At 71.4% G+C, this 24,031-nt stretch carries 26 protein-coding genes and 1 riboswitch; of the genes, 13 read left to right on the top strand and 13 right to left on the bottom strand.

What is annotated here, in order from left to right; genetic code table 11:
- Positions 1–3: 3 nt before the first annotated feature.
- The 3 genes from DEJ16_RS01715 to DEJ16_RS15425 form a co-directional block, all read right to left on the bottom strand.
- Positions 4–336 carry a hypothetical protein gene (locus DEJ16_RS01715; RefSeq protein WP_110823648.1) on the bottom strand — a complete coding sequence of 111 codons (333 nt, stop codon included), beginning with the start codon at positions 334–336 and terminating at the stop codon, positions 4–6.
- A gap of 126 nt (positions 337–462) precedes the next feature.
- Positions 463–603, bottom strand: a complete 141-nt coding sequence (locus DEJ16_RS15620; RefSeq protein WP_181419409.1) for a hypothetical protein — start codon at positions 601–603, stop codon at positions 463–465.
- 191 nt (positions 604–794) lie between these two features.
- Positions 795–1,082: a hypothetical protein gene (locus DEJ16_RS15425; RefSeq protein ID WP_146232777.1), complete on the bottom strand. Its 288-nt coding sequence runs from the start codon at positions 1,080–1,082 to the stop codon at positions 795–797.
- Between the two features lie 468 nt (positions 1,083–1,550).
- Here DEJ16_RS15425 and DEJ16_RS15420 point away from each other — a divergent pair, with 468 nt between their 5' ends.
- Together DEJ16_RS15420 and DEJ16_RS01705 are read left to right on the top strand one after the other, a co-directional pair.
- Positions 1,551–2,372 (top strand): cohesin domain-containing protein, encoded by an 822-nt coding sequence (locus tag DEJ16_RS15420; RefSeq protein ID WP_110823649.1) that lies wholly within the window; start codon positions 1,551–1,553, stop codon positions 2,370–2,372.
- Entirely contained in the window at positions 2,369–4,273 is a 1,905-nt protein-coding gene (locus DEJ16_RS01705) for an amidase family protein (RefSeq protein ID WP_110823650.1), read from the top strand. The genes DEJ16_RS15420 and DEJ16_RS01705 overlap by 4 nt, the downstream gene beginning before the upstream one ends.
- A 99-nt stretch (positions 4,274–4,372) precedes the next feature.
- On the opposite strand, the gene DEJ16_RS01700 is transcribed toward DEJ16_RS01705, so the two are convergent.
- The gene (locus DEJ16_RS01700) at positions 4,373–5,149 is read right to left on the bottom strand and encodes an isocitrate lyase/phosphoenolpyruvate mutase family protein (protein ID WP_110823651.1); all 777 of its coding nucleotides are present in this window, start codon (positions 5,147–5,149) and stop codon (positions 4,373–4,375) included.
- 175 nt (positions 5,150–5,324) lie between these two features.
- On the opposite strand from DEJ16_RS01700, the gene DEJ16_RS01695 reads away from it, so the two are divergent.
- From DEJ16_RS01695 to DEJ16_RS01685, 3 genes are all read left to right on the top strand, one after another.
- Positions 5,325–6,512 carry a MalY/PatB family protein gene (locus tag DEJ16_RS01695; protein WP_258365744.1) on the top strand — a complete coding sequence of 396 codons (1,188 nt, stop codon included), beginning with the start codon at positions 5,325–5,327 and terminating at the stop codon, positions 6,510–6,512.
- Positions 6,513–6,712: 200 nt separating this feature from the next.
- Positions 6,713–6,916, top strand: coding sequence for a type II toxin-antitoxin system HicA family toxin (locus DEJ16_RS01690; RefSeq protein ID WP_110823653.1), 204 nt, complete (start codon positions 6,713–6,715; stop codon positions 6,914–6,916).
- Positions 6,913–7,293 carry a hypothetical protein gene (locus DEJ16_RS01685; protein ID WP_110823654.1) on the top strand — a complete coding sequence of 127 codons (381 nt, stop codon included), beginning with the start codon at positions 6,913–6,915 and terminating at the stop codon, positions 7,291–7,293. The genes DEJ16_RS01690 and DEJ16_RS01685 overlap by 4 nt, the downstream gene beginning before the upstream one ends.
- A gap of 5 nt (positions 7,294–7,298) precedes the next feature.
- Here the strand turns inward: DEJ16_RS01685 and DEJ16_RS01680 are convergent, their stop codons facing one another.
- The 3 genes from DEJ16_RS01680 to DEJ16_RS01670 form a co-directional block, all read right to left on the bottom strand.
- A complete protein-coding gene (locus DEJ16_RS01680; protein WP_110823655.1) occupies positions 7,299–7,505 on the bottom strand; it encodes a hypothetical protein in 207 nt (68 codons plus the stop codon).
- 109 nt (positions 7,506–7,614) lie between these two features.
- Positions 7,615–8,514 (bottom strand): SDR family oxidoreductase, encoded by a 900-nt coding sequence (locus DEJ16_RS01675; RefSeq protein ID WP_110823656.1) that lies wholly within the window; start codon positions 8,512–8,514, stop codon positions 7,615–7,617.
- Between the two features lie 70 nt (positions 8,515–8,584).
- The gene (locus DEJ16_RS01670) at positions 8,585–9,067 is read right to left on the bottom strand and encodes a GNAT family N-acetyltransferase (RefSeq protein WP_110823657.1); all 483 of its coding nucleotides are present in this window, start codon (positions 9,065–9,067) and stop codon (positions 8,585–8,587) included.
- A gap of 68 nt (positions 9,068–9,135) precedes the next feature.
- Here DEJ16_RS01670 and DEJ16_RS01665 point away from each other — a divergent pair, with 68 nt between their 5' ends.
- Complete coding sequence (locus DEJ16_RS01665; RefSeq protein ID WP_110823658.1) at positions 9,136–10,020, top strand: LysR substrate-binding domain-containing protein; 885 nt, start codon at positions 9,136–9,138, stop codon at positions 10,018–10,020.
- Positions 10,021–10,032: 12 nt separating this feature from the next.
- On the opposite strand, the gene DEJ16_RS01660 is transcribed toward DEJ16_RS01665, so the two are convergent.
- The 4 genes from DEJ16_RS01660 to DEJ16_RS01645 all read right to left on the bottom strand — a co-directional run bounded on the left by DEJ16_RS01660 (position 10,033) and on the right by DEJ16_RS01645 (position 11,989).
- On the bottom strand, positions 10,033–10,293 hold the full coding sequence (locus DEJ16_RS01660) for a hypothetical protein (protein WP_110823659.1): 261 nt from the start codon (positions 10,291–10,293) through the stop codon (positions 10,033–10,035).
- On the bottom strand, positions 10,290–10,772 hold the full coding sequence (locus DEJ16_RS01655; RefSeq protein WP_181419408.1) for an FBP domain-containing protein: 483 nt from the start codon (positions 10,770–10,772) through the stop codon (positions 10,290–10,292). Before DEJ16_RS01655 ends, DEJ16_RS01660 begins: the two co-directional genes overlap by 4 nt.
- An 80-nt stretch (positions 10,773–10,852) precedes the next feature.
- Complete coding sequence (locus DEJ16_RS01650) at positions 10,853–11,590, bottom strand: M56 family metallopeptidase (RefSeq protein ID WP_110823661.1); 738 nt, start codon at positions 11,588–11,590, stop codon at positions 10,853–10,855.
- Positions 11,591–11,602: 12 nt separating this feature from the next.
- Positions 11,603–11,989 carry a BlaI/MecI/CopY family transcriptional regulator gene (locus DEJ16_RS01645; protein WP_110823987.1) on the bottom strand — a complete coding sequence of 129 codons (387 nt, stop codon included), beginning with the start codon at positions 11,987–11,989 and terminating at the stop codon, positions 11,603–11,605.
- A 152-nt stretch (positions 11,990–12,141) separates the two neighbouring features.
- A riboswitch (glycine riboswitch) is annotated at positions 12,142–12,259 on the top strand.
- 177 nt (positions 12,260–12,436) lie between these two features.
- Between DEJ16_RS01645 and gcvT the strand changes: the two genes are divergently transcribed.
- The 7 genes from gcvT to DEJ16_RS01610 all read left to right on the top strand — a co-directional run bounded on the left by gcvT (position 12,437) and on the right by DEJ16_RS01610 (position 22,652).
- On the top strand, positions 12,437–13,552 hold the full coding sequence (gcvT, locus tag DEJ16_RS01640; RefSeq protein ID WP_110823662.1) for a glycine cleavage system aminomethyltransferase GcvT: 1,116 nt from the start codon (positions 12,437–12,439) through the stop codon (positions 13,550–13,552).
- Between the two features lie 4 nt (positions 13,553–13,556).
- A complete protein-coding gene (gcvH, locus tag DEJ16_RS01635) occupies positions 13,557–13,934 on the top strand; it encodes a glycine cleavage system protein GcvH (protein WP_110823663.1) in 378 nt (125 codons plus the stop codon).
- On the top strand, positions 13,931–16,870 hold the full coding sequence (gcvP, locus tag DEJ16_RS01630) for an aminomethyl-transferring glycine dehydrogenase (RefSeq protein WP_110823664.1): 2,940 nt from the start codon (positions 13,931–13,933) through the stop codon (positions 16,868–16,870). Before gcvH ends, gcvP begins: the two co-directional genes overlap by 4 nt.
- Before the next feature lie 310 nt (positions 16,871–17,180).
- The gene (locus DEJ16_RS01625; protein WP_181419407.1) at positions 17,181–18,809 is read left to right on the top strand and encodes an ABC transporter substrate-binding protein; all 1,629 of its coding nucleotides are present in this window, start codon (positions 17,181–17,183) and stop codon (positions 18,807–18,809) included.
- 231 nt (positions 18,810–19,040) lie between these two features.
- Positions 19,041–19,970 carry an ABC transporter permease gene (locus tag DEJ16_RS01620; protein ID WP_110823666.1) on the top strand — a complete coding sequence of 310 codons (930 nt, stop codon included), beginning with the start codon at positions 19,041–19,043 and terminating at the stop codon, positions 19,968–19,970.
- The gene (locus tag DEJ16_RS01615; RefSeq protein WP_110823667.1) at positions 19,960–20,910 is read left to right on the top strand and encodes an ABC transporter permease; all 951 of its coding nucleotides are present in this window, start codon (positions 19,960–19,962) and stop codon (positions 20,908–20,910) included. Before DEJ16_RS01620 ends, DEJ16_RS01615 begins: the two co-directional genes overlap by 11 nt.
- Complete coding sequence (locus DEJ16_RS01610; RefSeq protein ID WP_110823668.1) at positions 20,907–22,652, top strand: ABC transporter ATP-binding protein; 1,746 nt, start codon at positions 20,907–20,909, stop codon at positions 22,650–22,652. The genes DEJ16_RS01615 and DEJ16_RS01610 overlap by 4 nt, the downstream gene beginning before the upstream one ends.
- A 98-nt stretch (positions 22,653–22,750) precedes the next feature.
- Here the strand turns inward: DEJ16_RS01610 and DEJ16_RS01605 are convergent, their stop codons facing one another.
- A complete protein-coding gene (locus DEJ16_RS01605; protein ID WP_110823669.1) occupies positions 22,751–23,299 on the bottom strand; it encodes a PH domain-containing protein in 549 nt (182 codons plus the stop codon).
- A 175-nt stretch (positions 23,300–23,474) separates the two neighbouring features.
- Positions 23,475–23,954 carry a peroxiredoxin gene (locus DEJ16_RS01600; RefSeq protein WP_110823670.1) on the bottom strand — a complete coding sequence of 160 codons (480 nt, stop codon included), beginning with the start codon at positions 23,952–23,954 and terminating at the stop codon, positions 23,475–23,477.
- Positions 23,955–24,031: the final 77 nt, after the last annotated feature.

Raw genomic sequence — 24,031 nt, 5'->3', positions numbered from 1 at the left:
ACGTCAGGCGTCGTCGGCGGCGCCCACGAACAGCGTCCGCCCGTCTGCGTTCACCGGGAGCACGTCGCCGCACCGCGCCGCTGCGTCCCGGAGCCGCCGGATGAACGCCGGGTCCTCCGGCTCCAGGAGGTCGTCCGGCGCCTCGCGCAGCAACAGTTCGCTGGACGGACCCACCAGCATCCTGGTCCGTTCGAGCGTCCCGTCGTCCCCGACGCAGGGCACCGCGATCGTGTCCGTCCTGGTGTTCGCGCCGAGGATGGCTGCGTAGTCGGCGACGGCATCCGCGATGAGGTCCCCGGTGAGGACGTCTGCGCCGTCGTAGTGGATGTACTTCACGATGTGCCCTCCCTGGTCCCCACGGTAGGCACCGGGGTTCCGGGAGCGGCACAGGATGAGTCGCCAGGCGCGGGGAGTGGACACCAGCGACCCAGGGGACGTCGCCGACGGCGCCACGTCAGCGCTTCAGAGCAGCCCGGCCGCCGGGTAGCGGACCCACGGGCCGGTACCCGACTCGGGGCGATGCTCCTCCATCACCCGCTCGACCACTCTGTGGTCAGCAGGCGCACGCCGGTACAGGGCGACGAGGTCGACCCCGGACTCCACGTGTCCGTCCTCCCAGCGAGCGTCGTAGCGGTACTCCCGTTGCGGTCGTCGGAGCCAGCGCGACGGCGATTTGCCGCCTGCCGCCTGCCGCCCACGGGCGCCGCGACCAGCAGGGCAGGAACGACGGAACGCCGCCCCCGGAGGGACGGCGTCTCGTGTCGAGTGGCGTCGGGCGGACCCGACCGTACGGCTCAGGCGGCCAGTGCCAGCTCAGGCGCACGCACGGCGCGCGCCTGCAGGATGGTGCGGCTGGCCTCGCCGCGCCAGGAGCGGCCCGGGACGACCCAGCCCGCTTCGCCGTCGACGGAGACGCGGACGCCGGGCGTCAGGAACAACCCGAGGTCGTCGGCGGGCATGCGCACGAGGTACTCACGCTGCGAGCGGTCCTCACGCACGGGGAACTCGGCGATGCGGTCGGGGGAGACGGTGGGCGCCGCGATGGCGGTCCCGGTGATGATGGTGTGTTCGTTCGTGGTCATGGTGCTGTCTTTCTTCAGTCGTTCGGCGTCGCGCGGGGCCGGACGGACTCCGTGGTCTCGTCGGCCGCAGGAGCGCGGACGCGCACGTCGACATTCGACGTGCATGCTCGCCGGTCGGGGAGCGGTGGTCTCGCTGGAATGCGATCCAGGGGGATCGGTTCGAGACGGTCGGTGTGCGCGAGTCAGATGGGTTCGCTGCAATGCACCAACTGAGGACACTACTCCGTAGACGTCCGTCTGTCCAGTCGCGCGGTCGGTTCCCGGGCCCCGCCGGCCAGGAGGCCCGCCCAGCGCTCGCCGTCGTGTCCGGTCTCCGTGCCGCATGACCGCATGCCAGTGGCAGCGACAGCCCGCTCCGAAGGTGTAACACGTGGGAAACCGACGAGGCCCGAGCGCGAAACACCCCGTCGTTACGGTTCGAGCACTGAGCAAGCGCTCAGCCCGAACCCCGACGAAGGACCCGCACGGATGCAGCACCGCACTCGGCTCCGCTCCCGCACGACCACCCGCCTGACCACCACACTCCGCACGGCCGTCATCACCGCGGGAGGTGTCGGCCTCGCCGTCCTCGCGGCGACACCGGCCGCCGCGGCCCCGGTCGCGACCACGGCCACGATCACCGCACCGGCCACGGTGACGGTCGGCGACACCGTCGACGTCGCCCTGACCCTGCCGGCCACGTCCGACGTCTTCGCGTACGAGATCGACATCGCGGCGGACGCCGACGCCGTCGAGGTCGTCGACGGCAGCGCGACCGGTCCGGACGGCGGGTTCGACTCGGTCGAGCAGGACGGCGACACCGTCACGCTCCTGCACACCCGCCTCGGCACCTCGCCCGCGCTGTCGGGTGACCTCGCGGCGTCGGTCGAGCTGACCGCGACGAGCCCCGCCACGGTCGACCTCGCCGTCACGAGCGTCACCCTGGTCGCCAGCGACGGCAGCACCACCACCCTGACCGACCCGGCCTCGACGACCGTGACGATCGCAGCGGTCCCGACGGCGAGCCCGACGCCGACCCCCGGCCCTCCCAGCACACCGACGGCGGCTCCGACCACCGCACCGGGCGGCACCGGCGGCGCCGGCGGACCCGGCACCGGCACGGGGACCGGCGGGTCCGTGGACCCGGTGACCGACACCTCACCCGCACCCGCCGGCGGCGCGCTCGCCTGGACCGGTGCCGATCTCGCACCCTGGATCGCCGCCAGCGTCGCGCTGCTGCTCGCCGGCGCGGGCCTCGTCGCCGCCCGTCGCCGTGCCTCCCGTGCGACCCGGACGGAGGACGCGCGATGACCGCCACCGACCGCTCCCGGACGGCCGACGCCACCTCGACCCGAACCCCCGGAGGAACCCCCGTGACCCGCCGTCGTCGCACCACCGTCGCCGGAGCCGCGCTCCTGGCCCTCGTCGGCACCGCCGTCGTCGCGACCCCCTCCCTGGCCGCGAACGCCGCACCTGCCGCGGTCGACACGAGCCCCGCCGCGATGCTCGCCCCGTACTACACGGCGCTCGACCTGACGGGCGACGACCAGGTCACGACCGCCGACCTCACCGTCCTGTCCGACCACCTCGGAGCGACCACCGCGGACGCGGACTGGTCGGCGGTCTCGGCGGCCGACACCGACGGGGACGGCACGATCACGCTTCCGGACGTCGCCGGTCTGTCGCAGCGGATCATCTACGACGACGGGCCGTTCACCCTCGTCGAGGCGTCGACGCTCGACATGCAGGCCGCGATGAACGCGGGCGTCACGACCTCGGCCGAGATCACCCAGGACTACCTCGACCGCATCGCCGCGTACGACCGGACCACCACGGACACCGGGACGGGCGGGCGGCCGCTCAACTCGATCGTCACGACGAACGCCGCGGCACTCACGGCAGCGAAGGCCGCCGACGCCGAGCGGGCCGCGCACGGGATGACGAGCATGCTCCTCGGCGTCCCGATCGCGCTGAAGGACAACTACGACACGAAGGACATGCCGACCACCGGCGGCTGCGGCTGCTGGGACGACAACCAGACCACGACCGACGCGGCCATGGTCGCCGGCCTCCGCGACGCCGGGGCGGTCGTCCTCGCCAAGGCGAGCCTCGACGAGTTCGCCTTCGGGTTCGTGTCCGAGTTCTCCTCGAACCAGCCGGCGGGATCGTCGCTCCTCGTCGCCAGCCCCTACGTGACCAACCAGACCGCCGGCGGGTCCAGCGGCGGCACGGGCGCGGCGATCGCGGCGAACCTGGCGGGCATCGGCTTCGGCACCGACACCGGCGGCTCGATCCGCATCCCGTCCTCCTACAACCAGCTCGTCGGCATCCGCCCGACGGTCGGTCTCGCGAGCCGCGACGGCATCATCCCGCTCGCGCTGTCCCAGGACACCGGCGGCCCGCTCGCCCGTTCGGTCACCGACGCCGCCGTGGCGCTCGACGCCGTCACCGGCATCGACGCGGCCGACCCGGTCACGCAGGGCCAGGCGGGCAAGGTCCCGACCTCGTACACGCAGTTCCTCGACCCGACGGCGCTGCAGGGGAAGCGGATCGGCTACGTCACGTCGATGGTCGGCACGAACCGCACCACCGCGCGGCTCTTCGCCGAGGCCCGGGCCACCCTGGAGGCCCAGGGTGCGACCGTCGTGCCGATCACCGCGACGCCCGAGTTCAACCGCGTCCTCAGCGAGGGCAGCGGCAGCACGAACGAGTTCAAGCACGACCTGGACCAGTACGTGGCGAAACACCTCGACCCGGACGTCACCGCGCGCTCCCTGCAGGGCATCCTCGACTCGGGGGAGTACGTACCGAGCCGGAAGGGCACGTACCAGCAGCGCAACGCGATCACGGAGGCGCAGTACCAGGCCTGGGCGGGACCGGAGGGCTCGCACACCACGCAGATCGCGACCGGGAAGCAGGTCGTCACCGGGATGATGGACGCGCAGGACCTCGACGCGCTCGTCTACCCGTCGGGAACCCCGTACGGCACGCAGGGCACGAACATGCGCCTCAGCCCGAACACCGGCATGCCGGCCGTGACCGTCCCGATGGGACAGGCCACCGCGGCGGACGCCACGATCACCGGGGCGGGCGTGAACCTCGAGTTCCTCGGCCGCTCCTACGACGAGGGCACCGTCATCGGCCTCGGCTACGGGTTCGAGCAGGCGACGCACGCCCGCACCAGCCCGGCGCTGTACCCGGCGCTCGGGTGAGCACGCCGGTCGCCGACGCGACCGACTGACGGACGGGAGGTCCGACCAGCTGGGGTCGGGCCTCCCGTCCGTCTCGTTGCGGCTCCGCAGCCGCGTCCGTCAGTTGAGCGTCGGGGTGTCCTCCGGCACGACGCCGCCGAGGTAGAGGTCCGCGGCGAGGTCGCGGAGCGCCCGCAGGGCGACGCGCTGTGTGAGCGGGCCGTAGGAGATGCGGGCGACGCCGAGCGCTTCGTACTCGGACGCAGGCAGTGCGCCCGGCAGGCCGATGACGCTGAGCTTGCCGCGGCCCAGGCCCTCGACGAGCTGTTCGACGACCTCGCGCTGGTGCCCGCCCGGCACGAACACGAGCGGGGCGCCCGCGTCGAGGAACGCCTTGCCGCGCGCGATGGCGTCCGCGATGCTCTCCGCGATCGGGCGGTCACCGCCGCGGGCGATGGCGTCGGTCCGGGCGTTCAGCTGGAAGTCGACACCCTCCTGCTCGGCGGCCTTGATGATCGCGGCGACACGGGCGACCGACTCGTCGAACGGGCGGAGACGGTCCTCGACGTTCGCGCCGACGATGCCCAGGCCGATCGCGCGGCGGATCGTCTCGGCCGGGTCCTCGTACCCGTCGTCGAGGTCCGCGGTGACGGGCAGGTCCACCGCGTCGACGACGGTCTTCGCGCCGGTGAGGGCGAGGTCGAGCGGCATGCCGCCGTCCTGGTACCCGTACGACGCGGCGATCGAGTGCCCGGCGGTGGCGATCGCGCGCGTCTCGGGCAGGGCCGCGACCGTCTTCGCGCTGATCGCGTCCCAGACGTTCACGACGCGGAGGATCTGCGGGGCTTCGTGCAGGGACTTGAGGGTCGTCGCCTTCTCGGCGGTGCTCGTGGTCATGGAGCCGACAGTAGGCGTGCGGCGGAGGCGCTGTTCACGCTGGGCGACACCGTTCGCGGGCGGCGGCCCGAACGGTGTCGCCCAGTGCGAACGGTCGCCTGCGGCGCGGGCCGCAGACGACGCGAGATGACGTCCGGACTCGTGCCGGGCCTCCCGGCGGGGCATGCTGGACGGCATGGCGAGCGACGAACAGGACCCGGTCGGCACGCTCCGCGGGGTCCGCACGAGCATCAAGTGGACGCGGTACGCGCCCGACGTGCTGCCCCTGTTCGTCGCCGAGATGGACCACGAGGTCGCGCCGGAGATCCGGCAGGCGCTCGTCGAGCGGGTGCAGCAGTCGGACCTCGGGTACCTGGACGGGCCGGGACCGCTCGCGCCCGCGTTCGCCGCGTTCGCCCGCGACCGCTGGGGCTGGGACGTCGACCCGGCACGCGTGTACCTGGCGACGGACGTCAGTGTCGGCATCGTCGAGACGCTCCGGCTCGCGCTGCCCGACGGCGGTCGCGTCGCCATCACGCCGCCGGTGTACCCGCCGTTCTTCGAGCTCGTCGAGGAGGCCCGATGTCAGGTCGAGGAGGTGCCGCTGCTCGAACGGTGGGGTGTGTACCGGCTCGACCTCGACGGCCTCGAGCGGGCGTTCGCCGACGGGGTCCGGGTGTTCCTGCTCTGCAACCCGCACAACCCGATCGGGCTCGTCCACGACCGCGCGGACCTCGTCGCGCTCGCGGAGCTGGCCGCCCGGTACGACGTCCTCGTCATCAGTGATGAGATCCACGCTCCGCTGACGCACCCGGGCGTGCAGTTCACGCCGTTCGCGAGCATCGCCGAGCCGCTCGGGGCGCGGAGCGTCTGCGTGACGAGTGCGAGCAAGGGGTGGAACCTCGCCGGCGTGAAGTGCTCGGTCATCGTCGCCGGGGACACCCGCACCACCGAGCTCCTCGACACCCTGTGGGAGGAGGTCGCCTGTCGGACGAGCATCCTCGGGCTGCACGCGAACGTCGCGGCCTTCAGCCTGGCCGTCGGGTGGCTCGACGACGTCGTCGACCGCATCGTCGCGAACGACCGGCTGCTGGCGAAGCTCCTCGCCGAGCACCTGCCCGGCGTCGTCTACGCGCGACCGCGGGCCGGGTACCTGGCCTGGCTCGACTTCCGGGGGCTCGGCCTCGGCGACGACCCGGCGGTGCAGCTCCGGGAGCACGCGTTCGTGGCGCTCAACTCCGGCTTGCCGTTCGGGGCGCAGGGGAGGGGGTTCGCCCGGATCAACCTGGCGTGCTCGCCGGAGACCCTGCGCGAGGCGGTGTTCCGCATCGCTGCCGCGTACCCGTCGAGCGCGCAGGAGGGTGTCGTCTGGCACGTCGCCTGACGGGGACTGCGGTCGCCCGCCTCTGCTTCCCAGATCGGCGACGAGGGTGGGCCGTCCACAGATGACGGTGCCCGACCTCGGCGCGGTGCTGCGTTCGGGGATCGTTCTGCTGTGCTTCTCCACCAGGAACCGGCCGCCGGGTCACCACGAGCGTCCAATGCCGCTAGACGAACTTGTCCAGCTCGAGTTGGACACGTACCGTGAAGCGTGCGGACCTCATCCGCGCCCTCCACCAGCGAGCGCAGCGACGGGGCGTCGAGTTCGTGCTCCTCCGGCACGGCGGGCGCCACGACGTGTTCCTGTTCGGCAGCGCACGCATCGAGGTCCCGCGACACCGGGAAATCCGGGAGATGCTGGCGCGCGCGATCATCCGTGCGTGCGACGACGGGGAGGACGACCGATGACCACGAAGCACACCGTCCGGGCTCAGCGCGACGGACGTTCCTGGCTCGTGTGGATCGACGACGAGTTGCGGACGCAGGCGCGACGGCAGCGCGACGTCGAGTTGATGGCCCGCGACTGGTTGGCGAACATGCACGACCGCGACGCGGACAGCTTCACGCTCGACGTCGAGTTCGTGCTGCCGGACTCGGTCCGTGCGCACCTGGACCGTGCGGTGGAGCTGCGGGCCGAGGCCGACCGAGCACGACGAGCCGCCACGAACGAGACGGCAGCAGCGGCCCGGGAACTGCACGAGGCCGGGCTCACCCTTCGCGAGATCGGGCCGCTGCTCGACGTCTCGTACCAGCGAGCGCAGCAGCTGGTGGCCGCCGCGGAGTGACCCGCTCAGGCGACGGGCGCGAAGTGGTTGCGACCGATGACGGTCACGTGTAGGTCGACCTCGCGGGAGGGGACCTGGTCGGTCAGGGAGATCCACTCGCGGGCCACGAACGCGACGGACGGCCACCGGCGGACCTCGGTCACGGGGAACCCGTCGATGAACACCTGCCACATGCCCTGCTCACGGACGGCCTGGACCTCGTGCGTCGCCATGCCCGAAGCGTAGCAACGGCACCAGCGGACCGGCCAGGACGGCGGAGCGCCCCGGCCGGCCAGCGGGTGGGAGCGGCCGCGGCTCGGAGCGGCCCCCGGCTCGGAGTGGTCAGGGCGTGACCATGCCGCCGTTCACGTTGAGGGTCTCGCCCGCGACGAAGCTCGACTCGTGCGAGGCCAGGAACACGTACGCGGGAGCGAGCTCGGCGGGCTGCCCGGGGCGACCCATCGGCGACTCGCTCGACCCGAAGTCCGGCAGCGTCTCGGGGTCGACCCCGGCGGACACCTGGAGCACCGACCAGGTCGGCCCGGGCGCGACGACGTTCACGCGGATGCCGCGCGGGATGAGCTGCTGCGCGAGCCCCTTCGAGAAGTTGTTGACGGCCGCCTTCGACGCCGCGTAGTCGAGCCGGTCGGGAGCGGGCTGGTAGGCCTCCATCGACGCGGTGGTGATGATCGTCGAGCCGGGCTCCAGGTGGGGGAGCGCCGCCTGCACGAGCCGGAAGAGCGAGAGCACGTTGACGGTGAAGGTGTCGACGAGCTGGTCGTCCGGGATGTCGGTGACCTCGGCGCGCCAGTGCTGCTTGCCGGCGCAGCTGACGATCGCGTCGAGCCCGCCGAGTTCGGCGACGGCCCGCTCGACGAGCGCTGCGGGGTAGTTCGGAGCGGTGAGGTCGCCCGGGATCGTGACGGCCTTGCGGCCGGCGGCCTCGACCAGGGCGACGATCCGCTGCGCGTCTTCCTCCTCGTCGGGCAGGTAGGCGAGGGCGACGTCGGCGCCTTCGCGCGCGTAGGCGATCGCGACGGCCGCGCCGATCCCGGAGTCGGCGCCGGTGATCAGCGCGCGACGCCCGGTGAGGCGCCCGGTGCCGCGGTAGGAGTCCTCACCGTGGTCCGGCTTCGGGTCCATCCGCGACTCCAGGCCGGGCTCCGGCTGCTGCTGCGGTTCCGGGCTGGTGTTCGGGTACCGGGTCGTCGGGTCGCTGTACTCGTACTGGTCGCGAGGCATGTCGAGGACCGTACGCGGACCGGCCGGGAGGCCCGTCAACAGGTGCGCGCTCCGGCCTGCGTCACCGGCGTCAGAGGTCGAGCACCATCGCCACGTCCGCTCGGACGTACGGGCTTGGCGGGTGCTCGTCGGTGCGGAGGTGACGGAACCCCGTCGTCTCGTACAGGTGCACGGCACTCGTGAGTCCGCTGTTCGTCTCGAGGAGCACCCGGCGTGCGCCGAGCTCCCGGGCGCGGTCGACCGCGGCGCGGATGAGCCGGCGTCCGGTGCCGTGCCCCTGGTGGTCCGGGTCGACGGCCATCTTCACGAGTTCGAACGCGTCGTCGCCGTGCGGGGCGAGCCCGACGCAGCCGACCACGTCGGAGCCGAGTCGGGCGACGAGGACGACGCCGCCGGGCTCGACGATGTGCTGGACGGGGTCGCCGAGCAGTCGACGGTCCTCGTCCTCGAGTGTGAAGAACGTCGTGATCCACCGCTCGTTCAGGGAGCGGAACGCGGCGGCGTCGGCGGCGGAGGACATGTCGTCGATGACGACCTCGGTGGTGGCGGGCATGCCTCCATCCTGGGTCGCCGAACCAGACACGTCCAATACTCGTTCGGTCGGATCGATAGCATCCCGCTATGGATCGTGCTCCCGAGGTCGACCTCCGACAGCTCCGGGCGTTCCTGGCGCTCGCCGGCGAACTGCACTTCGGTCGGGCGGCCGTCGACCTGGGGATCGCGCAGCCCGCGCTGTCCCAGCTCATCCGCCGCGTCGAGGTCGCCCTCGGCGTGGAGCTGTTCGCGCGCACCTCGCGGAGTGTCGCCCTCACGCCCGCCGGTCGGGTGCTGCAGGGGCGGGCGCGGTCCCTCCTGGCGCAGGCCCGACGGGACCTGGACGAGACCGTGCGGGTCGGACGGGGAGAGGCGGGGCGGCTCGACGTCGGGTTCGTCGTCTCGGCGCTGCCACTCGGTCCGATCGAGCGCGTGCAGCGGTTCCGGGAGCGCTTCCCCCTCGTGCGCGTCGAACTCACCGAGGGGTTCTCCTCGCGGCTCGTCACCGCGGTCCAGCGCGGGGAACTCGACCTGGCCGTCGTGCGCGACCCGGACCCGGTCGACGGCGTGCGGTTCACCCGGTTCCGGAGCGAGCCGTTCGTGGCGGCGGTGCCGCGCGACCACCGGTTCGCCGGGCGGCCGAGCATCCGGGGGCCGGAGCTGCTCGACGACCCGTTCGTGTTCTTCCCCGCCGAGGCCGGCAGGCTCGCCACCGAGCGGAACACCGCGCCCGTGGCCTCGGGTGGTCGGCGTCCGGTGATCGTGCAGGAGGCCACGACCTGGGCGACCGTGCTGCACCTGGTCGGCGTCGGCCTCGGGGTGACGGTGCTGCCGGAGAGCGCGGCGCTGGCGGCCCCGGACACGGTGCTGCTCCTGCCGCTCGAGGGCAGCGCGCACCGCAGCGAACTCGTCTGGGCGTCCCGGTCGGGTGACGACCGCGAGGTCCTCCGCAACTTCGCCGCCGCGGACTGACCGGGCGCGGAGTCAGCCGAGCGGCAGGACCGGTGCGCGCTGGTCGCCGAGCTCGTCCTCGCGCCACGGACGGGTGCCGGTCAGCGCGAGCCCGAGCTGCACGAGCACGAACGCCACGTGGGGTTCGACGTCGGGGTCCCACGGCCCCTCGACGCCGAGGCCGAACGCGCCGAGCTCGTCGTCGGCCTCGTCCCGGAGCGTGAGACGCCACCGGCCGTCCCCGAACTCCTCGGCGACGGCCCACCGTGCGGTGCGGAAGCGGTCCGGCGTCACGCCGTCTTCATGATGTCGGCCGTGAAGTTGTGCAGCCGCGCGAGCAACGACTCGGACCGCATCGCGATCGTCGCCGGCGGGTTGAGGTGCGGCGGTGCCGTGCGGATGAGCATCGAGCAGCCGAGGTCCTCGCAGATGTACGAGCCGATCGTGTTGCCGTTCCGGCCGGCCTCGCCCGCGCGGGCAGCGGAGAACAGGCGCACCTGCGTCGCCGGCTGCGGGGAGTGGCAGAACGAGCACATCGCCGCGATGCCCGGACGGAGCGAACCACCCGCGGCCCGGACGACGATGCCGACGGGCTTGCCGTCCATCCAGGACACCATGTACCCCCGGCGGGCGGCCTGGGGGTCACGCCAGCCCAGGTACTCGCGTTCGTTCCACAACGTCTCGTGCAGCCCCGGGATCGGGAGTTGCGCGAGTTCGTCGGGCGTCGCGTTGACGAAGGACGATCGGATGTCGGATTCGGTGAGCGGCTGCACGGTTCCCCTCGCGGTGGCGGACCGGACCAGGCTAGCCCCGTGCGCCGACAGGCGGACGCAGCGCGGGCCTCCCGTCCGGTTCAGGACAGCCGGGAGGCCCGGACCGCGCCGAGCGCACCGGTCCCGTCCGCCACCAGCACCGCCCGACGGAGCGCGTCGCGGCCGACGCGACGCGCGGCGGCGTCGTCGGCGGCGAACTCGACGAGGACACGGGTGGACCGGGCCATCGCCCGTGCTCCCGGGACCCACGGCACGGCCCGTTCCACGGACTCGGCGAAGCCGACGACGGACGCGTGGTGCTGCCGGAGGTGGGCACGCTCGTGGGCGACCACGGCCTCCAGTTCGTCCGTGCGCAGCCGGTCGGCGAGCCCGGTGCTGACGAGGACACCGCCCGACCGGCCGGGCACGGCGCACGCCAGGGCGGTGTCGGCCTGCAGCACCGCGACGAGGGTGCCGTCCACCTCGCGGTGCGGTGCTGCGCCGGCGCGGAAGGCCTCGCGCACGGCCGCGTGCGCGGGACTCGGTCGGACGCGGACCGCGACGGCGAACGCGATCACGGCGAGGACGGCGACGCCCACGTTGAGCCCGTGACTCGGCGAGTCGCCGATGCCGAACGGGTCGCCCAGCGGCCGGTCCGCGAGCACGACCAAGGCGATGCCGACGACGAACCCGGCCGTCCCGACCACCACCGCGGCCTGCCATGCGGCGATCGCCGTCCGCGGGCGGTCGATCGTCCACCCCGCCCGGGTGAGCACGCGCGGGACGAACGCGACCACGGCGAGGGCGAGCACGACCAGGCAGACGCCGGTGACGACCACGGGACGGACCGGTCAGGGACGGGTGCGCGAGTCGATCGCGCGGCGGAGGACCTCGAGGTCCCCGGACGCGAGCGAGCCGGTGAACTGCAGGAGCGCGGCCTCACGGTCGGAGGCCGCGGCGAGCGCGGTCGACATGAGCGACGCGGTGTGGTCCTCGCGCGAGTGCGCGGCACGGAAGGTCAGCGGAGCATCCGCGTGTTCCTCGCGCAGCACCGCACCCTTGCGACCGAGCCGGTCGAGCACGGTGAGGACCGTCGTCAGGGCGGGCCGGGGCTCCCCGAACGCGTCGAGGACCTGGCGGGCGGTGAGCCCGTCGCTCGCCGAGGCGTCGGCGGACCAGAGCGTGTCGAGCACCGCCTGCTCGAGCTGCCCACGGGGGCGCGATCGCTGTCCTGCCACGACCGCCACTCTACGTGATGTCGAACGGCCGACCGGTGCTCCCGTCGCCGAGGACCGGGTCGGTGGTCGGGGAGACCGCCGGACGCGCAGTCCGACACATGCCCGTAACGCGGGCTCGGTATGCTCAGCGGACAACAGAACACGACGGCCGACCACCCGCCGCGGGAGAGCCCGACCGGATCGCAGCGCATCATCGATGCTCCTCCGGTCCCGGGCACCGAAGGAGCAAGCTCCCCGCCAATCTCTCAGGTCCAACACCGCAGCGGACAGGCCACTCTGAAAAGCAGACGCGATCGACGTGGGCGCATCCCGCGGCGCACCGTCTCGCCCACGGTGAAAGCCGCAGGACCTCACGGGCCGCGGTGAAGCTCTCAGGCCCATGACAGAGGGGGAGTTCCGCACCCGACGACGGTCGTCGGGCCCTGCCGATGTCAGGAGGACTCCGTCTTGTCCGAACCACTGCGTTCGTCGCCGCTCGAGGCAGCGCACGAAGCCGCCGGTGCGACCTTCACCGACTTCGCCGGCCACCGCATGCCGGTCCGGTACTCGTCGGACCTCGCCGAGCACCACGCCGTGCGCCGAGCCGCAGGGGTGTTCGACCTGTCGCACATGGCCGAGATCGGCGTGCAGGGACCCGACGCCGTCCCCTACCTCGACGCCGCACTCGCCGGGTCGTTCGGCGCGATGCCGGTCGGCCGGGCGAAGTACTCGCTGCTCCTCACCCCGGACGGCGGCATCCTCGACGACCTCGTCGTGTACCGCACCGGTGAGGACGTCTTCCTCGTCGTCGCGAACGCCGGCAACCGGGACGTCGCCGTCGCGGCCATGCAGGACCGTGCCGCCGGGTTCGACGTCCTCGTGTCGGACGACTCCGACCGGACGGCCCTCGTCGCGATCCAGGGGCCGGCCGCAGCGGGCACGCTCGACGCCCTCGTCGTCGCCGATCGTCTGCAGCCGGAGTCCCCGCTCGACGAGCTCCGGTACTACCGCGTCCTGCACGCCCTGTTCGACGGCAGCGAGGTGCTCATCGCCCGCACCGGGTACACGGGCGAGGACGGCTTCGAGCTGTACAGCGACACCGAGGTGGCCCCGGCGATCTGGGACGCCCTGCTCGCCGCCGGGGCCGAGCGCGGGGTGGTGCCCGCCGGGCTCGCGGCGCGTGACACCCTCCGCCTCGAGGCCGGCATGCCGCTCTACGGCCACGAGCTCGACACCTCGGTCCGACCCGCACAGGCCGGACTCGGCCGGGTCGTCGCCACCTCGGGGTCCTTCGTCGGCGACGCCGGCGTGCAGCCGGCCCCCGACGCCCGCGTCCTCGTCGGCATCGTGATGGAGGGACGCCGTGCTGCCCGTGCCGGGTACGACGTCCTGCGCGACGGGGTCGTCGTCGGCACCGTGACCTCCGGCGCGCTCTCGCCGACGCTCGGCCACCCGGTCGCGATGGCGTTCGTCGACCCGGACTGCGCCGACGGGGGACAGGTCCTCCACATCGACGTCCGTGGCACCGCCATCCCCGGCACCGTGACCGCGCTCCCCTTCTACCGCCGCGCCTCGAAAGGCTGATCCCATGACCGACCAGACCGCACTGCAGTACACCAAGGACCACGAGTGGATCCTCGTCGAGGGCGACGTCGTCACCGTCGGCATCACCGACCACGCCGCCGAGCAGCTCGGTGACGTGGTCTACGTCGAGCTCCCCGCCGTGGGCACCACCACGACCGCCGGCGAGCAGCTCGGTGAGATCGAGTCCACCAAGAGCGTCGGCGAGCTCTTCGCTCCCATCGAGGGCGAGGTCGTCGAGGTCAACGAGGCCGTCGTCGCGACCCCGGACACCATCAACCACGACCCGTTCGGCGCCGGCTGGCTCGTCAAGCTCAAGGTCGACGGCACGACGTTCCCCGAGGACCTCATGGACCACGACACGTACCGGGCCTCGATCGCATGACCGCGGACCAGGACCTCACCACGTCGACGAACCTGCAGACCACCTTCGCCGACCGCCACATCGGCACGACGTCGGCCGAACAGCAGGCCATGCTCGACGTCGTCGGCCAGCCGTCGCTCGACGCCCTCGTCCGGGCAGCCGTCCCCGAGTCGATCCACGCCGCACCGGTCGCGCACTCGAGCGTGCCGACCGCGGTGGGGGAGACCGAGGCGCTCGCCGAACTGCGGGCCGTGGCCGGGCGCAACACCGTCCGCCGGGCGATGATCGGCCTGGGCTACTCCGACACGCACACGCCGGCGGTCATCCAGCGGAACGTGCTCGAGAACCCGAGCTGGTACACGGCCTACACGCCGTACCAGCCGGAGATCTCGCAGGGCCGGCTCGAGGCGCTCATCAACTTCCAGACGATGGTGTCCGACCTCACCGGCATGGCCACCGCGGGCGCCTCGATGCTCGACGAGGGCACGGCCGTGGTCGAGGGCATGCTCCTCGCCCGTCGCGCCTCGAAGGTGAAGGGTGACGCGTTCCTCGTGGACGCCGACCTCCTGCCGCAGACCGCCGCGATCCTCGGCCACCGCGCCGAGGCGGTCGGCATCACCCTGCGGTCCTTCGACGCCGCGGAGGGCCCCACCGACGAGCAGCTCGACGGTGCCTTCGGCGTCGTCCTGCAGTACCCCGGCGCCTCCGGCCGGATCGTCGACCCGAGCCGTACCGTCGAGCGCGTCCACGCGGGTGGCGGCATCGCCGTCGTCGCGGCGGACCTGCTCGCGATGACGCTGCTCGCGAGCCCCGGTGACCTCGGCGCCGACGTCGCGGTCGGGACCAGCCAGCGCTTCGGCGTCCCGCTCGGGTTCGGCGGACCCCACGCCGGGTACCTCGCCGTCCGCGCGGGCCTCGAGCGTCAGCTGCCGGGCCGACTCGTCGGGGTGTCCTTCGACGCCGACGGCAGCATGGCCTACCGGCTCAGCCTCCAGACCCGCGAGCAGCACATCCGCCGCGAGAAGGCGACGAGCAACATCTGCACCGCGCAGGTGCTGCTGGCGGTCATGGCGTCGATGTACGCGGTCTACCACGGGCCCGAGGGCCTGCGGTTCATCGCGTCCCGGGTGGCCCGGACGGCCACGGCCCTCGCCGACGTCGCCCGCGCAGCCGGCGCCGAGCTCGTGCACGACGCCTTCTTCGACACTGTCACGCTCCGGTTCGCCGGCCGCGCGGAGTCCGTCGTCACGGCAGCGCACGAGGCCGGGTACCTGCTGCACCTCGTCGACGCCGACACCCTCCAGCTCTCGGTCGACGAGACCACCACGCCCGAGGACGTCGTCGCCCTCGCCCGGGTGTTCGGCGCGACCGACGTGACCGTCCCGGCGATCGAGACCGCCGTGCGGGACGCGACCACGGGCGTCGTGTCCGGGCTGGAGCGCGCGAGCGCGTTCCTGACCCACCCGGTGTTCAGCGCCCACCGCAGTGAAACGCGGATGATGCGCTACCTCAAGCACCTGTCCGACAAGGACTACGCGCTCGACCGCGGCATGATCCCGCTCGGCAGCTGCACCATGAAGCTCAACGCGGCGACCGAGATGGCCGCCGTGACGTGGCCCGAGTTCGCCCGACTGCACCCGTTCGCCCCGCGCGGGGACGTGGAGGGCTACCTCGACATGATCGGGGACCTCGAGACCTGGCTCGCCGAGGTGACCGGCTACGACACCGTCTCGGTGCAGCCGAACGCGGGCAGCCAGGGCGAGCTCGCCGGACTCCTCGCGATCCGCGGCTACCACCGCTCTCGCGGCGACGAGGCACGCACGGTGTGCCTCATCCCGTCGAGCGCGCACGGCACGAACGCGGCGTCGGCGGTCCTCGCCGGCATGCGGGTCGTCGTGGTCGCCTGCGACGAGGACGGCAACGTCGACCTCGACGACCTCCGGGCGAAGACCGCGCAGCACGCCGAGCAGCTCGCCGCGCTGATGATCACGTACCCGTCGACCCACGGGGTGTACGAGCACGACATCACCGCGGTCTGCGACGCCGTGCACGACGCCGGCGGCCAGGTCTACGTCGACGGCGCGAACCTCAACGCGCTGCTCGGGCACGCCCGATTCGGGGACTTCGGCGGGGACGTCTCGCACCTCAACCTGCACAAGACCTTCTGCATCCCGCACGGTGGTGGCGGTCCGGGCGTCGGGCCGGTCGCCGCGAAGGCGCACCTGGCACCGTTCCTGCCCGGGCACCCGATGGCGCAGGAGGCCGACCGGCGGACGGGTGCCGAGGCGTCGACCGAGGACGGCCGGCTCGCGCACGCGGGCGGTCCGGTCTCCGCCGCGCCGTACGGCAGCCCGAGCATCCTGCCGATCACCTGGACCTACGTCCGGATGATGGGCGTCGAGGGCCTCACCCGCGCCACCGAGGTCGCCGTGCTCGGCGCGAACTACCTGGCGGCGCGGCTGCGCGAGGCGTTCCCGGTCCTGTACACGGGCGAGTCGGGTCTGGTCGCGCACGAGTGCATCCTCGACCTCCGCCCGCTGCGGGAGGCGACGGGGATCACCGTCGACGACGTCGCGAAGCGGCTCATCGACCACGGCTTCCACGCCCCGACGATGTCGTTCCCGGTCGCGGGCACGCTCATGGTCGAACCGACCGAGAGCGAGGACCTCGCCGAGCTCGACCGCTTCGTGGACGCGATGCTCGCCATCCGGGCCGAGGCGGACGCGGTCGGCCGGGGGGAGTGGCCGGCGGAGGACAACCCGCTCGTGAACGCCCCGCACACGGCAGCGTCGGTCATCACCGGCGAGTGGGACCACGCCTACACGCGGGAGCAGGCGGTCTACCCGTCGGCCGGGCAGGCGACGCGCAAGTACTGGCCGCCGGTGCGCCGCATCGACCAGGCGTACGGGGACCGCAACCTCGTGTGTGCGTGCCCGCCGATCGAGGCGTTCGCGTAGCAGGATCGCCATCCTGACGACGACGGTGGAGCGCTCCGACCACGAGCCGCTCTCGACCACACCTGTGGTTCACCGGGACGTCACCTGGACGATGCACGGACCTCGATGCAAACGCAACAGATCACCTGATCCCGGCTCGCGCACGCGGGGAAGTTGCACTTTGCCGCAACGATCCTGCAACTTGGTTTCAGACGTGTAACCGATGTGCGCTGGGTTTGGACGGGCCCCTCAGCACTGCCTACAGTTCAGGAGTCAAACGCGGCGGGAGGGACCTCTGTACCCGGCGCGTCCCATGCACCAGGAGGAACTCTTGATCAAGAAGCGCGCTGGGCTCTCTGCCCTCGCCGTGCTCGGGGCCACAGCTCTCGCCCTGACCGGCTGCTCCGGCAACGGTGGCGGAAGTGGCTCGGGCTCCGGCTCCACGAACGCCAACGGCATCGTCACCACCAACGGCAGCGAGCCGCAGAACCCGCTCATCCCGTCGAACACCACCGAGACCGGTGGCGGCAAGATCATCACGTCGCTGTTCGACGGTCTGTTCACCTACGACGCCGACGGCAAGCCGGTCAAGGAACTGGCGAAGAGCGTCGAGACCGACGACTCCAAGACCTTCGACATCACGATCAACACCGGGTGGAAGTTCACCAACGGTGAGGAGATCACCGCGGAGTCCTTCACGAAGGCGTGGAACTGGGCGGCGCAGAAGTCGAACGCCCAGGGCGCGAGCTACTTCTTCGAGAACATCGAGGGCTACGACGCCGACAAGGACTCCGAGCTCACCGGCCTGAAGGTCGTCGACGACGACGAGTTCACCGTCACGCTCAAGTCGGCGCAGTCGGACTTCCCGCTGTCGCTCGGCTACAACGCCTTCGTGCCGCTCCCCTCGGCGTTCTACGACGACCCCAAGGCCTTCGGTGAGAACCCGATCGGCAACGGTCCGTACAAGCTCGACGGCAAGAAGGCCTGGACCCACAACCAGGACATCAAGCTCGTCGCGAACGAGGACTACCAGGGCAAGCGCAAGCCGAAGAACGGCGGTCTCACGATCACGTTCTACAGCACCCAGGACACCGCGTACTCCGACGCCCAGGGCGGCAACCTCGACGTCCTCGACGCCGTGCCGGACGCCGCGTTCTCGACCTACAAGTCGGACTTCCCCGACTCGAACGTCAACCAGGCCGCCGCGATCTTCCAGGCGATCTACCTGCCCTACTACCTCGACCACTGGAAGGGCGAGGAGGGTCAGCTGCGTCGCGAGGCGATCTCGATGTCGATCAACCGCAAGCAGATCACGGACAAGATCTTCCAGGGCACCCGTACCCCGGCGAAGGACTTCACCTCCCCGGTGATCGACGGCTGGACCGGCGACCTGAAGGGCTCCGACGTCCTGAAGTACGACCCGGACGAGGCCAAGAAGCTCTGGGCCGAAGCCGACAAGATGTCGAAGTACGACGACACCCTCACCATCACCTACAACGCCGATGGTGGCCACGAGGCATGGGTGACCGCCGTCACGAACTCGATCTCGAACACGCTCGGCATCAAGGCCGAGGGCAACGCGGTCCCGACGTTCGCCGAGGCGCTCGAGCTCCAGACGGACGACAAGCTCAAGGGCGGAAGCCGTACCGGTTGGCAGGCCGACTACCCGTCGCTGTACAACTTCCTCGGCCCGACCATGGGTGAGGGTTCGTCGAACAACTACTCGCGCTACGACTCGGCCGAGTACAACGAGCTGCTCGCCAAGGGCCGTTCGGCCGCGACCGTCGAAGAGGGCAACAAGTTCTTCGACCAGGCGCAGGAGCTCCTGTTCCAGGACCTCCCCGAGATCCCGCTCTGGTACTCCAACGTCACCGGCGTGTGGTCCGCGGACAACGTGAAGAACGTCAAGTTCGGCTGGGACTCGGTGCCGCTGTACTACGACATCGAGGTCACCAAGTAACACCGGTCCTCGCGGAGGACCCATCGCGAGCAGGTATCCTGCTCCGCGGCCAACCGGACGGGGGTTCGGGGACCACACGGTCCCCGAACCCCCGTACCACGGCGGCTACACCTTCCCCCACGACCGCGGGCGCCGCCGCCCGCACCGGACACCCGTGCCGACCCTCGGACCGTCCACCCCACACGACATGAACCTGAACGACATGCGCGCTCCGTACCAGGCAGGGATCTGATGCTCTGGTACCTCGGCAAGCGCCTCCTGCAACTCATCCCCGTGTTCTTCGGGGCCACGTTCCTCATCTACTTCATGGTCTTCTCGCTGCCCGGCGACCCGATCGCCGCGCTGTTCGGCGACCGCCAGCCGTCGCCGCAGGTGATCGAGCAGCTCCGGGCGCAGTACAACCTGGACAAGCCGTTCATCATCCAGTACCTGCTGTGGGTCGGCGGTCTCTTCCGCGGTGACCTCGGGGTCACGTACTCGGGCCTCCCGGTGAGCCAGCAGCTCGCCCAGGCGTTCCCGATCACCGCCCGTCTCGCGATCCTCGCGCTGGTCTTCGAGGCCGTCGCCGGCATCCTCGTCGGCGTCATCGCCGGGCTCCGCAAGGGCAAGTGGTTCGACGCCACCGCGCTCGTCGTCTCGCTGCTGCTCATCTCGGTGCCGACCTTCGTCGTCGGCTTCCTGCTGCAGTACGTCTTCGGCATCAACCTCGGGCTGTTCCGTGTCACGGTCTCCGGTCAAGCGCCGTGGTCGGAGCTCGTGCTGCCGGCGATCGTGCTCGCGACCGTGTCGTTCGCCTACATCGTGCGCCTCACCCGCGCGAGCGTCGCCGAGAACATGAGCGCCGACTTCGTGCGCACCGCGACCGCGAAGGGCCTGTCCCGTCGTCGCGTCGTGACCGTGCACATCTTCCGGAACTCGCTCATCCCCGTGGTCACCTACCTGGGCGTCGACATCGGCAGCCTGATGGTCGGCGCGATCGTGACCGAGGGCATCTTCAACATCAACGGCGTCGGTGGGACGGTCTACAAGGCCGTCACGCTCGGCGAAGGCCCGACGGTGGTGTCGTTCGTCGCCGTGATGGTCATCATCTTCATGCTCGCCAACCTCCTGGTCGACCTGCTCTACGCCGTCCTGGACCCGAGGATCCGCTATGCCAAGTAACACCGAACCGCGATCGGCCACGCACTACGTCGCCCCGATCGAGGAGACGCCGCTGCAGGCGGTCGACCAGGTCAACGTGGACGAGAAGACCCGTTCGCTGTGGACCGACGCGTGGGAGTCCATGCGTCGTCGTCCCACGTTCTGGGTCTCCGCGGTCCTCATCCTGCTGATCCTCGTGGTCGCGATCGTCCCGGGGCTCTTCACGCACGTGGACCCGCGCGCCGCGAACCTCGACTACAGCGACGAGGGTGCCCGTGCTGGACACCCGCTCGGGTACACCCGTCAGGGGTCCGACGTGTTCGCCCGCGTCATCTGGGGTGCACAGAACTCGCTGCTCGTGGGGCTGCTCGCGACCGTGCTCGTCACGATCGTCGGCGTCGTCATCGGCGCGATCGCCGGGTTCTACGGCGGCTGGCTCGACGCGGTCGTGTCCCGCATCGCGGACATCTTCTTCTCGATCCCGACCGTCCTCGGCGCGATCGTGATCATGTCGGTCATCCCGCAGCGCAACGCCATCACGGTTTCGCTCGTGCTCGCCGTGTTCGCCTGGCCGCAGATCGCGCGCATCATGCGCGGTGCCGTGCTCAGCGCGAAGCAGTCCGACTACGTCACCGCCTCGGCGGCGCTCGGTGTCAGCCGCTTCCAGACGCTGGTCAAGCACGTCATCCCGAACTCGCTCGCACCGGTCATCGTCGTCGCGACCGTCTCGCTCGGGACGTTCATCGTCGCGGAGGCGACCCTGTCGTTCCTCGGCATCGGTCTGCCGCCGTCGGCGCTCAGCTGGGGTCTCGACATCGGCACGGCGCGCACCTCCATCCGCACGAACCCGTCGACCATCTTCTGGCCGTCCGCCGCCCTGTCCATCACCGTGCTCGCGTTCCTCCTCCTCGGTGACGTGGTCCGCGACGCGCTCGACCCGAAGGCGAGGGCCCGCCGATGAGCGAGACACTCACCCAGCCGAACGCCCGGACGTCCGGTGCAGCCGGCGCCCCGCTGCTCGAGATCACCGACCTGCACGTCGGCTTCCGGACGCAGAGCGGTCTCGTGCAGGCCGTGCGCGGCGTCAACATGACGCTCGAGCAGGGCGAACGCCTCGCGATCGTCGGCGAGTCCGGATCGGGCAAGTCGACGAGCGCCCAGGCGATCATCAAGCTCCTGCCCGGCACCGGCCAGATCACCGGCGGCTCGATCAAGCTGAACGGGCGCGAGCTCGTCGGCATGGACGAGAAGCAGATGGCCGAGATCCGCGGCACCGAGATCGGCTACGTCCCCCAGGACCCGATGTCGAACCTCAACCCGCTCTGGAAGATCGGTTTCCAGGTCGAAGAGGCGATCAAGGCGAACGGGATGGCGACGGGCAAGGCCGCCGTCCGTGCCCGTGCCGTCGAGGTCCTGCAGGAGGCCGGGCTCGGCGACGCCGAGAGCCGGCTCAAGCAGTACCCGCACGAGTTCTCCGGCGGCATGCGCCAGCGCGTGCTGATCGGTATCGGCCTGTCCAGCCGACCGAAGCTGCTCATCGCCGACGAGCCGACCTCCGCGCTCGACGTCACCGTGCAGCGCGTCATCCTCGACCACCTCGAGAGCCTGACGCGCGATTTCGGCACCTCGGTCCTGTTCATCACCCACGACCTCGGTCTCGCCGCCGAGCGTGCCGAGAAGCTCGTGGTGATGTACAAGGGCCAGGTCGTCGAGGCCGGTCCGTCGAAGGAGATCCTGGCCGACCCGCAGCACCCGTACACGCAGCGCCTCGTCGCTGCGGCGCCGTCGCTCGCGAGCCGTCGGATCCAGTCCAAGGTGCAGCACCAGACGGTGGACATCGCGTCCGGCACCGGCAGCGAGGACGACGAACTCCTGTCCCGCGCCCACGAGCGCGAGAGCAAGCCGACCGAGGACCTGATCGTGGTGAAGGACCTGCAGAAGGTCTACAAGCTGCGTGGGCAGGGCATCGCGACCCGCGAGCTCAAGGCCGTCGACGGTGTGTCGTTCTCGATCCCGAAGGGCACCACCACGGCGCTCGTCGGCGAGTCCGGCTCAGGCAAGTCGACGGTCGCCAAGCTCGTGCTGCAGCTCGAATCGATCACCGCCGGCTCGGTGCAGTTCGACGGCATCGACATCGGCGCGCTCAAGGGCAAGGACCTGTTCGACTTCCGTCGCCGGGTGCAGCCCGTGTTCCAGGACCCGTACGGATCGCTCGACCCGATGTACAACGTCGGGAACACGATCGCCGAGCCGCTCAGCACGCACAAGGTCGGCGACAAGGCGTCCCGTCGCGCGCGGGTGCTCGAACTGCTCGACCAGGTGTCGCTGCCGAAGTCGATGGTCAACCGGTACCCGAGCGAGCTGTCCGGTGGCCAGCGGCAGCGTATCGCCGTCGCGCGCGCGCTCGCGCTCAAGCCCGAGGTCATCGTGCTCGACGAGGCCGTGTCCGCGCTCGACGTGCTCGTGCAGGGGCAGATCCTCGACCTGCTGACCGAGCTGCAGTCCGAGCTCGACCTGACGTACCTGTTCATCACGCACGACCTCGCGGTCGTCCGTCTGGTCGCGGACAACGTGTGCGTCATGCGCAAGGGCCAGATCGTCGAGAAGGCGACCACCGACGAGGTGTTCGCCAACCCGCGGGAGCAGTACACGAAGGACCTGCTGGCAGCCATCCCCGGCGCCGGCTTCGAGTTCGGACGCTGACCCGCCGCACCTCGCGTCCGCCGGAACGCGCCGCCCCGATCACGGGACGGCGCGTTCCGTCATCGAGGGACGGACGCCGACGTCTGGGGTGGGCCGGTTCAGAGGCGCGCGCCGGCGAGGCTCGCGGCGATGCCCAGCACGACGAGCGCGGTGATCGACCAGCCGTGGACGCGGTGCACGATCGGGGCTGCGGTGACCGTGGCCGGGGGAGCACCGTCGTACACGACCGGCGCGGGGACGGACGCGCGGATCTCGTCGGCCGCAGCGGCGACGCCTACCGGCACCGGGCCTCCCGGCCGGAGCACCGCCAGGCGGGCGTCCGGACGCGGCGCGATCCAGACGCGCTGCTCGCCCTGGTCGGTGACCACCTCGAGCCCGTACTTCGTCCGGACCTCCCGGACGCGCCGCCACGCGAACCGGGTGGTGCGGCGCACGTCGACGACGACCAGGGCGTCCTCGGTGATCTCGATCCGCGGACGCCACAGCACGACCCACGCGAACCAGACGGTGAAGAGCGACGGCACGGGGACGAGCAACGCGGCGCCCGGCCCGTTCGTGACGAAGCCGATGACGACGAGGGCTGCGGCGACGATCCAGAGGACGACGGCGAAGCGGCGCATGTTCGTCGCGACGATCCGGGCGGGCATGGGGCAAGCCTAGGAGACCCGGCCTCGGGCGGTGACGAGAGCGCCTCCTCGGGACCACCAACCGAGCGGGCCAGACGGGCCGTGCGCGTACCGGCGGACCTGATGTCCCGAGGAGGCGAACCCGGGGGTCGTCGTCCAGACCATGGTCACGCCGACACGGCCGGCTGTCAACGGGTCAGACGACGAGCGCCTCGATCTGGCCGCGGATGACCTGGGCGCTCGGGAAGCGCAGTCCGACGAGCCCGACGTGCCGCCAGCGGATGACGCCGTCCGGACCGATGACGAAGACGGAGCGACGGAGTCCGATCCCCGGCAGGTGGACGCCGTAGGCGCGGATGACGTCACCGCCGACGTCCGACAGCAGCGGGAACGCGAGCGAGGCGCCGCGCGCGAACCCCTCGTGCGAGTCGAGTCCCTGCGGGCTGATGCCCCAGACGACCGCGCCGAGGTCGCGGAAGTCGTCGAGCTCCTCCTGGTACGAGCAGAGCTGCGCGGTGCACACGGGCGTCGCATCGCCGGGGTAGAAGGCGAGGACCACCGGGCGACCGATCTCGGAGGCGAGCGAGTACTCCGCGTCGGTGCGGACGCCCTGGCGGACGAGCATGCCGGGCAGGGTGAAGCCGGGGGCGGCGGAACCGATCTCGGGGATGGCCATGAGGCAGATCGTACGGTCCAGGGGCCCGTCGATCCGTGGACCGCACCGAGGATCCCCTGCGAGCGCGCGCACCGGAT

It is taken from the genome of Curtobacterium sp. MCJR17_055 (genome assembly GCF_003224335.1).
GTDB lineage: Bacteria > Actinomycetota > Actinomycetes > Actinomycetales > Microbacteriaceae > Curtobacterium.
The sequence above is the reverse complement of the archived record's forward strand: the minus strand, read 5'-3'. Positions and strand labels throughout refer to the sequence as shown.

What these genes read in the sequence shown, in the direction of transcription:
- DEJ16_RS01670 (WP_110823657.1), bottom strand. Translation starts at nt 9,067, where the DNA reads ATGCCCGCCACCACCGAGGTCGTCATCGACGACATGTCCTCCGCCGCC.
- DEJ16_RS15420 (WP_110823649.1), top strand. Translation starts at nt 1,551, where the DNA reads ATGCAGCACCGCACTCGGCTCCGCTCCCGCACGACCACCCGCCTGACC.
- DEJ16_RS15425 (WP_146232777.1), bottom strand. Translation starts at nt 1,082, where the DNA reads ATGACCACGAACGAACACACCATCATCACCGGGACCGCCATCGCGGCG.
- DEJ16_RS01680 (WP_110823655.1), bottom strand. Translation starts at nt 7,505, where the DNA reads ATGGCGACGCACGAGGTCCAGGCCGTCCGTGAGCAGGGCATGTGGCAG.
- gcvP (WP_110823664.1), top strand. Translation starts at nt 13,931, where the DNA reads ATGACCGCGGACCAGGACCTCACCACGTCGACGAACCTGCAGACCACC.
- DEJ16_RS01605 (WP_110823669.1), bottom strand. Translation starts at nt 23,299, where the DNA reads ATGCCCGCCCGGATCGTCGCGACGAACATGCGCCGCTTCGCCGTCGTC.
- gcvH (WP_110823663.1), top strand. Translation starts at nt 13,557, where the DNA reads ATGACCGACCAGACCGCACTGCAGTACACCAAGGACCACGAGTGGATC.
- DEJ16_RS01705 (WP_110823650.1), top strand. Translation starts at nt 2,369, where the DNA reads ATGACCGCCACCGACCGCTCCCGGACGGCCGACGCCACCTCGACCCGA.
- DEJ16_RS01600 (WP_110823670.1), bottom strand. Translation starts at nt 23,954, where the DNA reads ATGGCCATCCCCGAGATCGGTTCCGCCGCCCCCGGCTTCACCCTGCCC.
- DEJ16_RS01695 (WP_258365744.1), top strand. Translation starts at nt 5,325, where the DNA reads ATGGCGAGCGACGAACAGGACCCGGTCGGCACGCTCCGCGGGGTCCGC.
- DEJ16_RS01610 (WP_110823668.1), top strand. Translation starts at nt 20,907, where the DNA reads ATGAGCGAGACACTCACCCAGCCGAACGCCCGGACGTCCGGTGCAGCC.
- DEJ16_RS01700 (WP_110823651.1), bottom strand. Translation starts at nt 5,149, where the DNA reads ATGACCACGAGCACCGCCGAGAAGGCGACGACCCTCAAGTCCCTGCAC.
- DEJ16_RS01675 (WP_110823656.1), bottom strand. Translation starts at nt 8,514, where the DNA reads ATGCCTCGCGACCAGTACGAGTACAGCGACCCGACGACCCGGTACCCG.
- DEJ16_RS01615 (WP_110823667.1), top strand. Translation starts at nt 19,960, where the DNA reads ATGCCAAGTAACACCGAACCGCGATCGGCCACGCACTACGTCGCCCCG.
- DEJ16_RS01685 (WP_110823654.1), top strand. Translation starts at nt 6,913, where the DNA reads ATGACCACGAAGCACACCGTCCGGGCTCAGCGCGACGGACGTTCCTGG.
- DEJ16_RS01620 (WP_110823666.1), top strand. Translation starts at nt 19,041, where the DNA reads ATGCTCTGGTACCTCGGCAAGCGCCTCCTGCAACTCATCCCCGTGTTC.
- DEJ16_RS01665 (WP_110823658.1), top strand. Translation starts at nt 9,136, where the DNA reads ATGGATCGTGCTCCCGAGGTCGACCTCCGACAGCTCCGGGCGTTCCTG.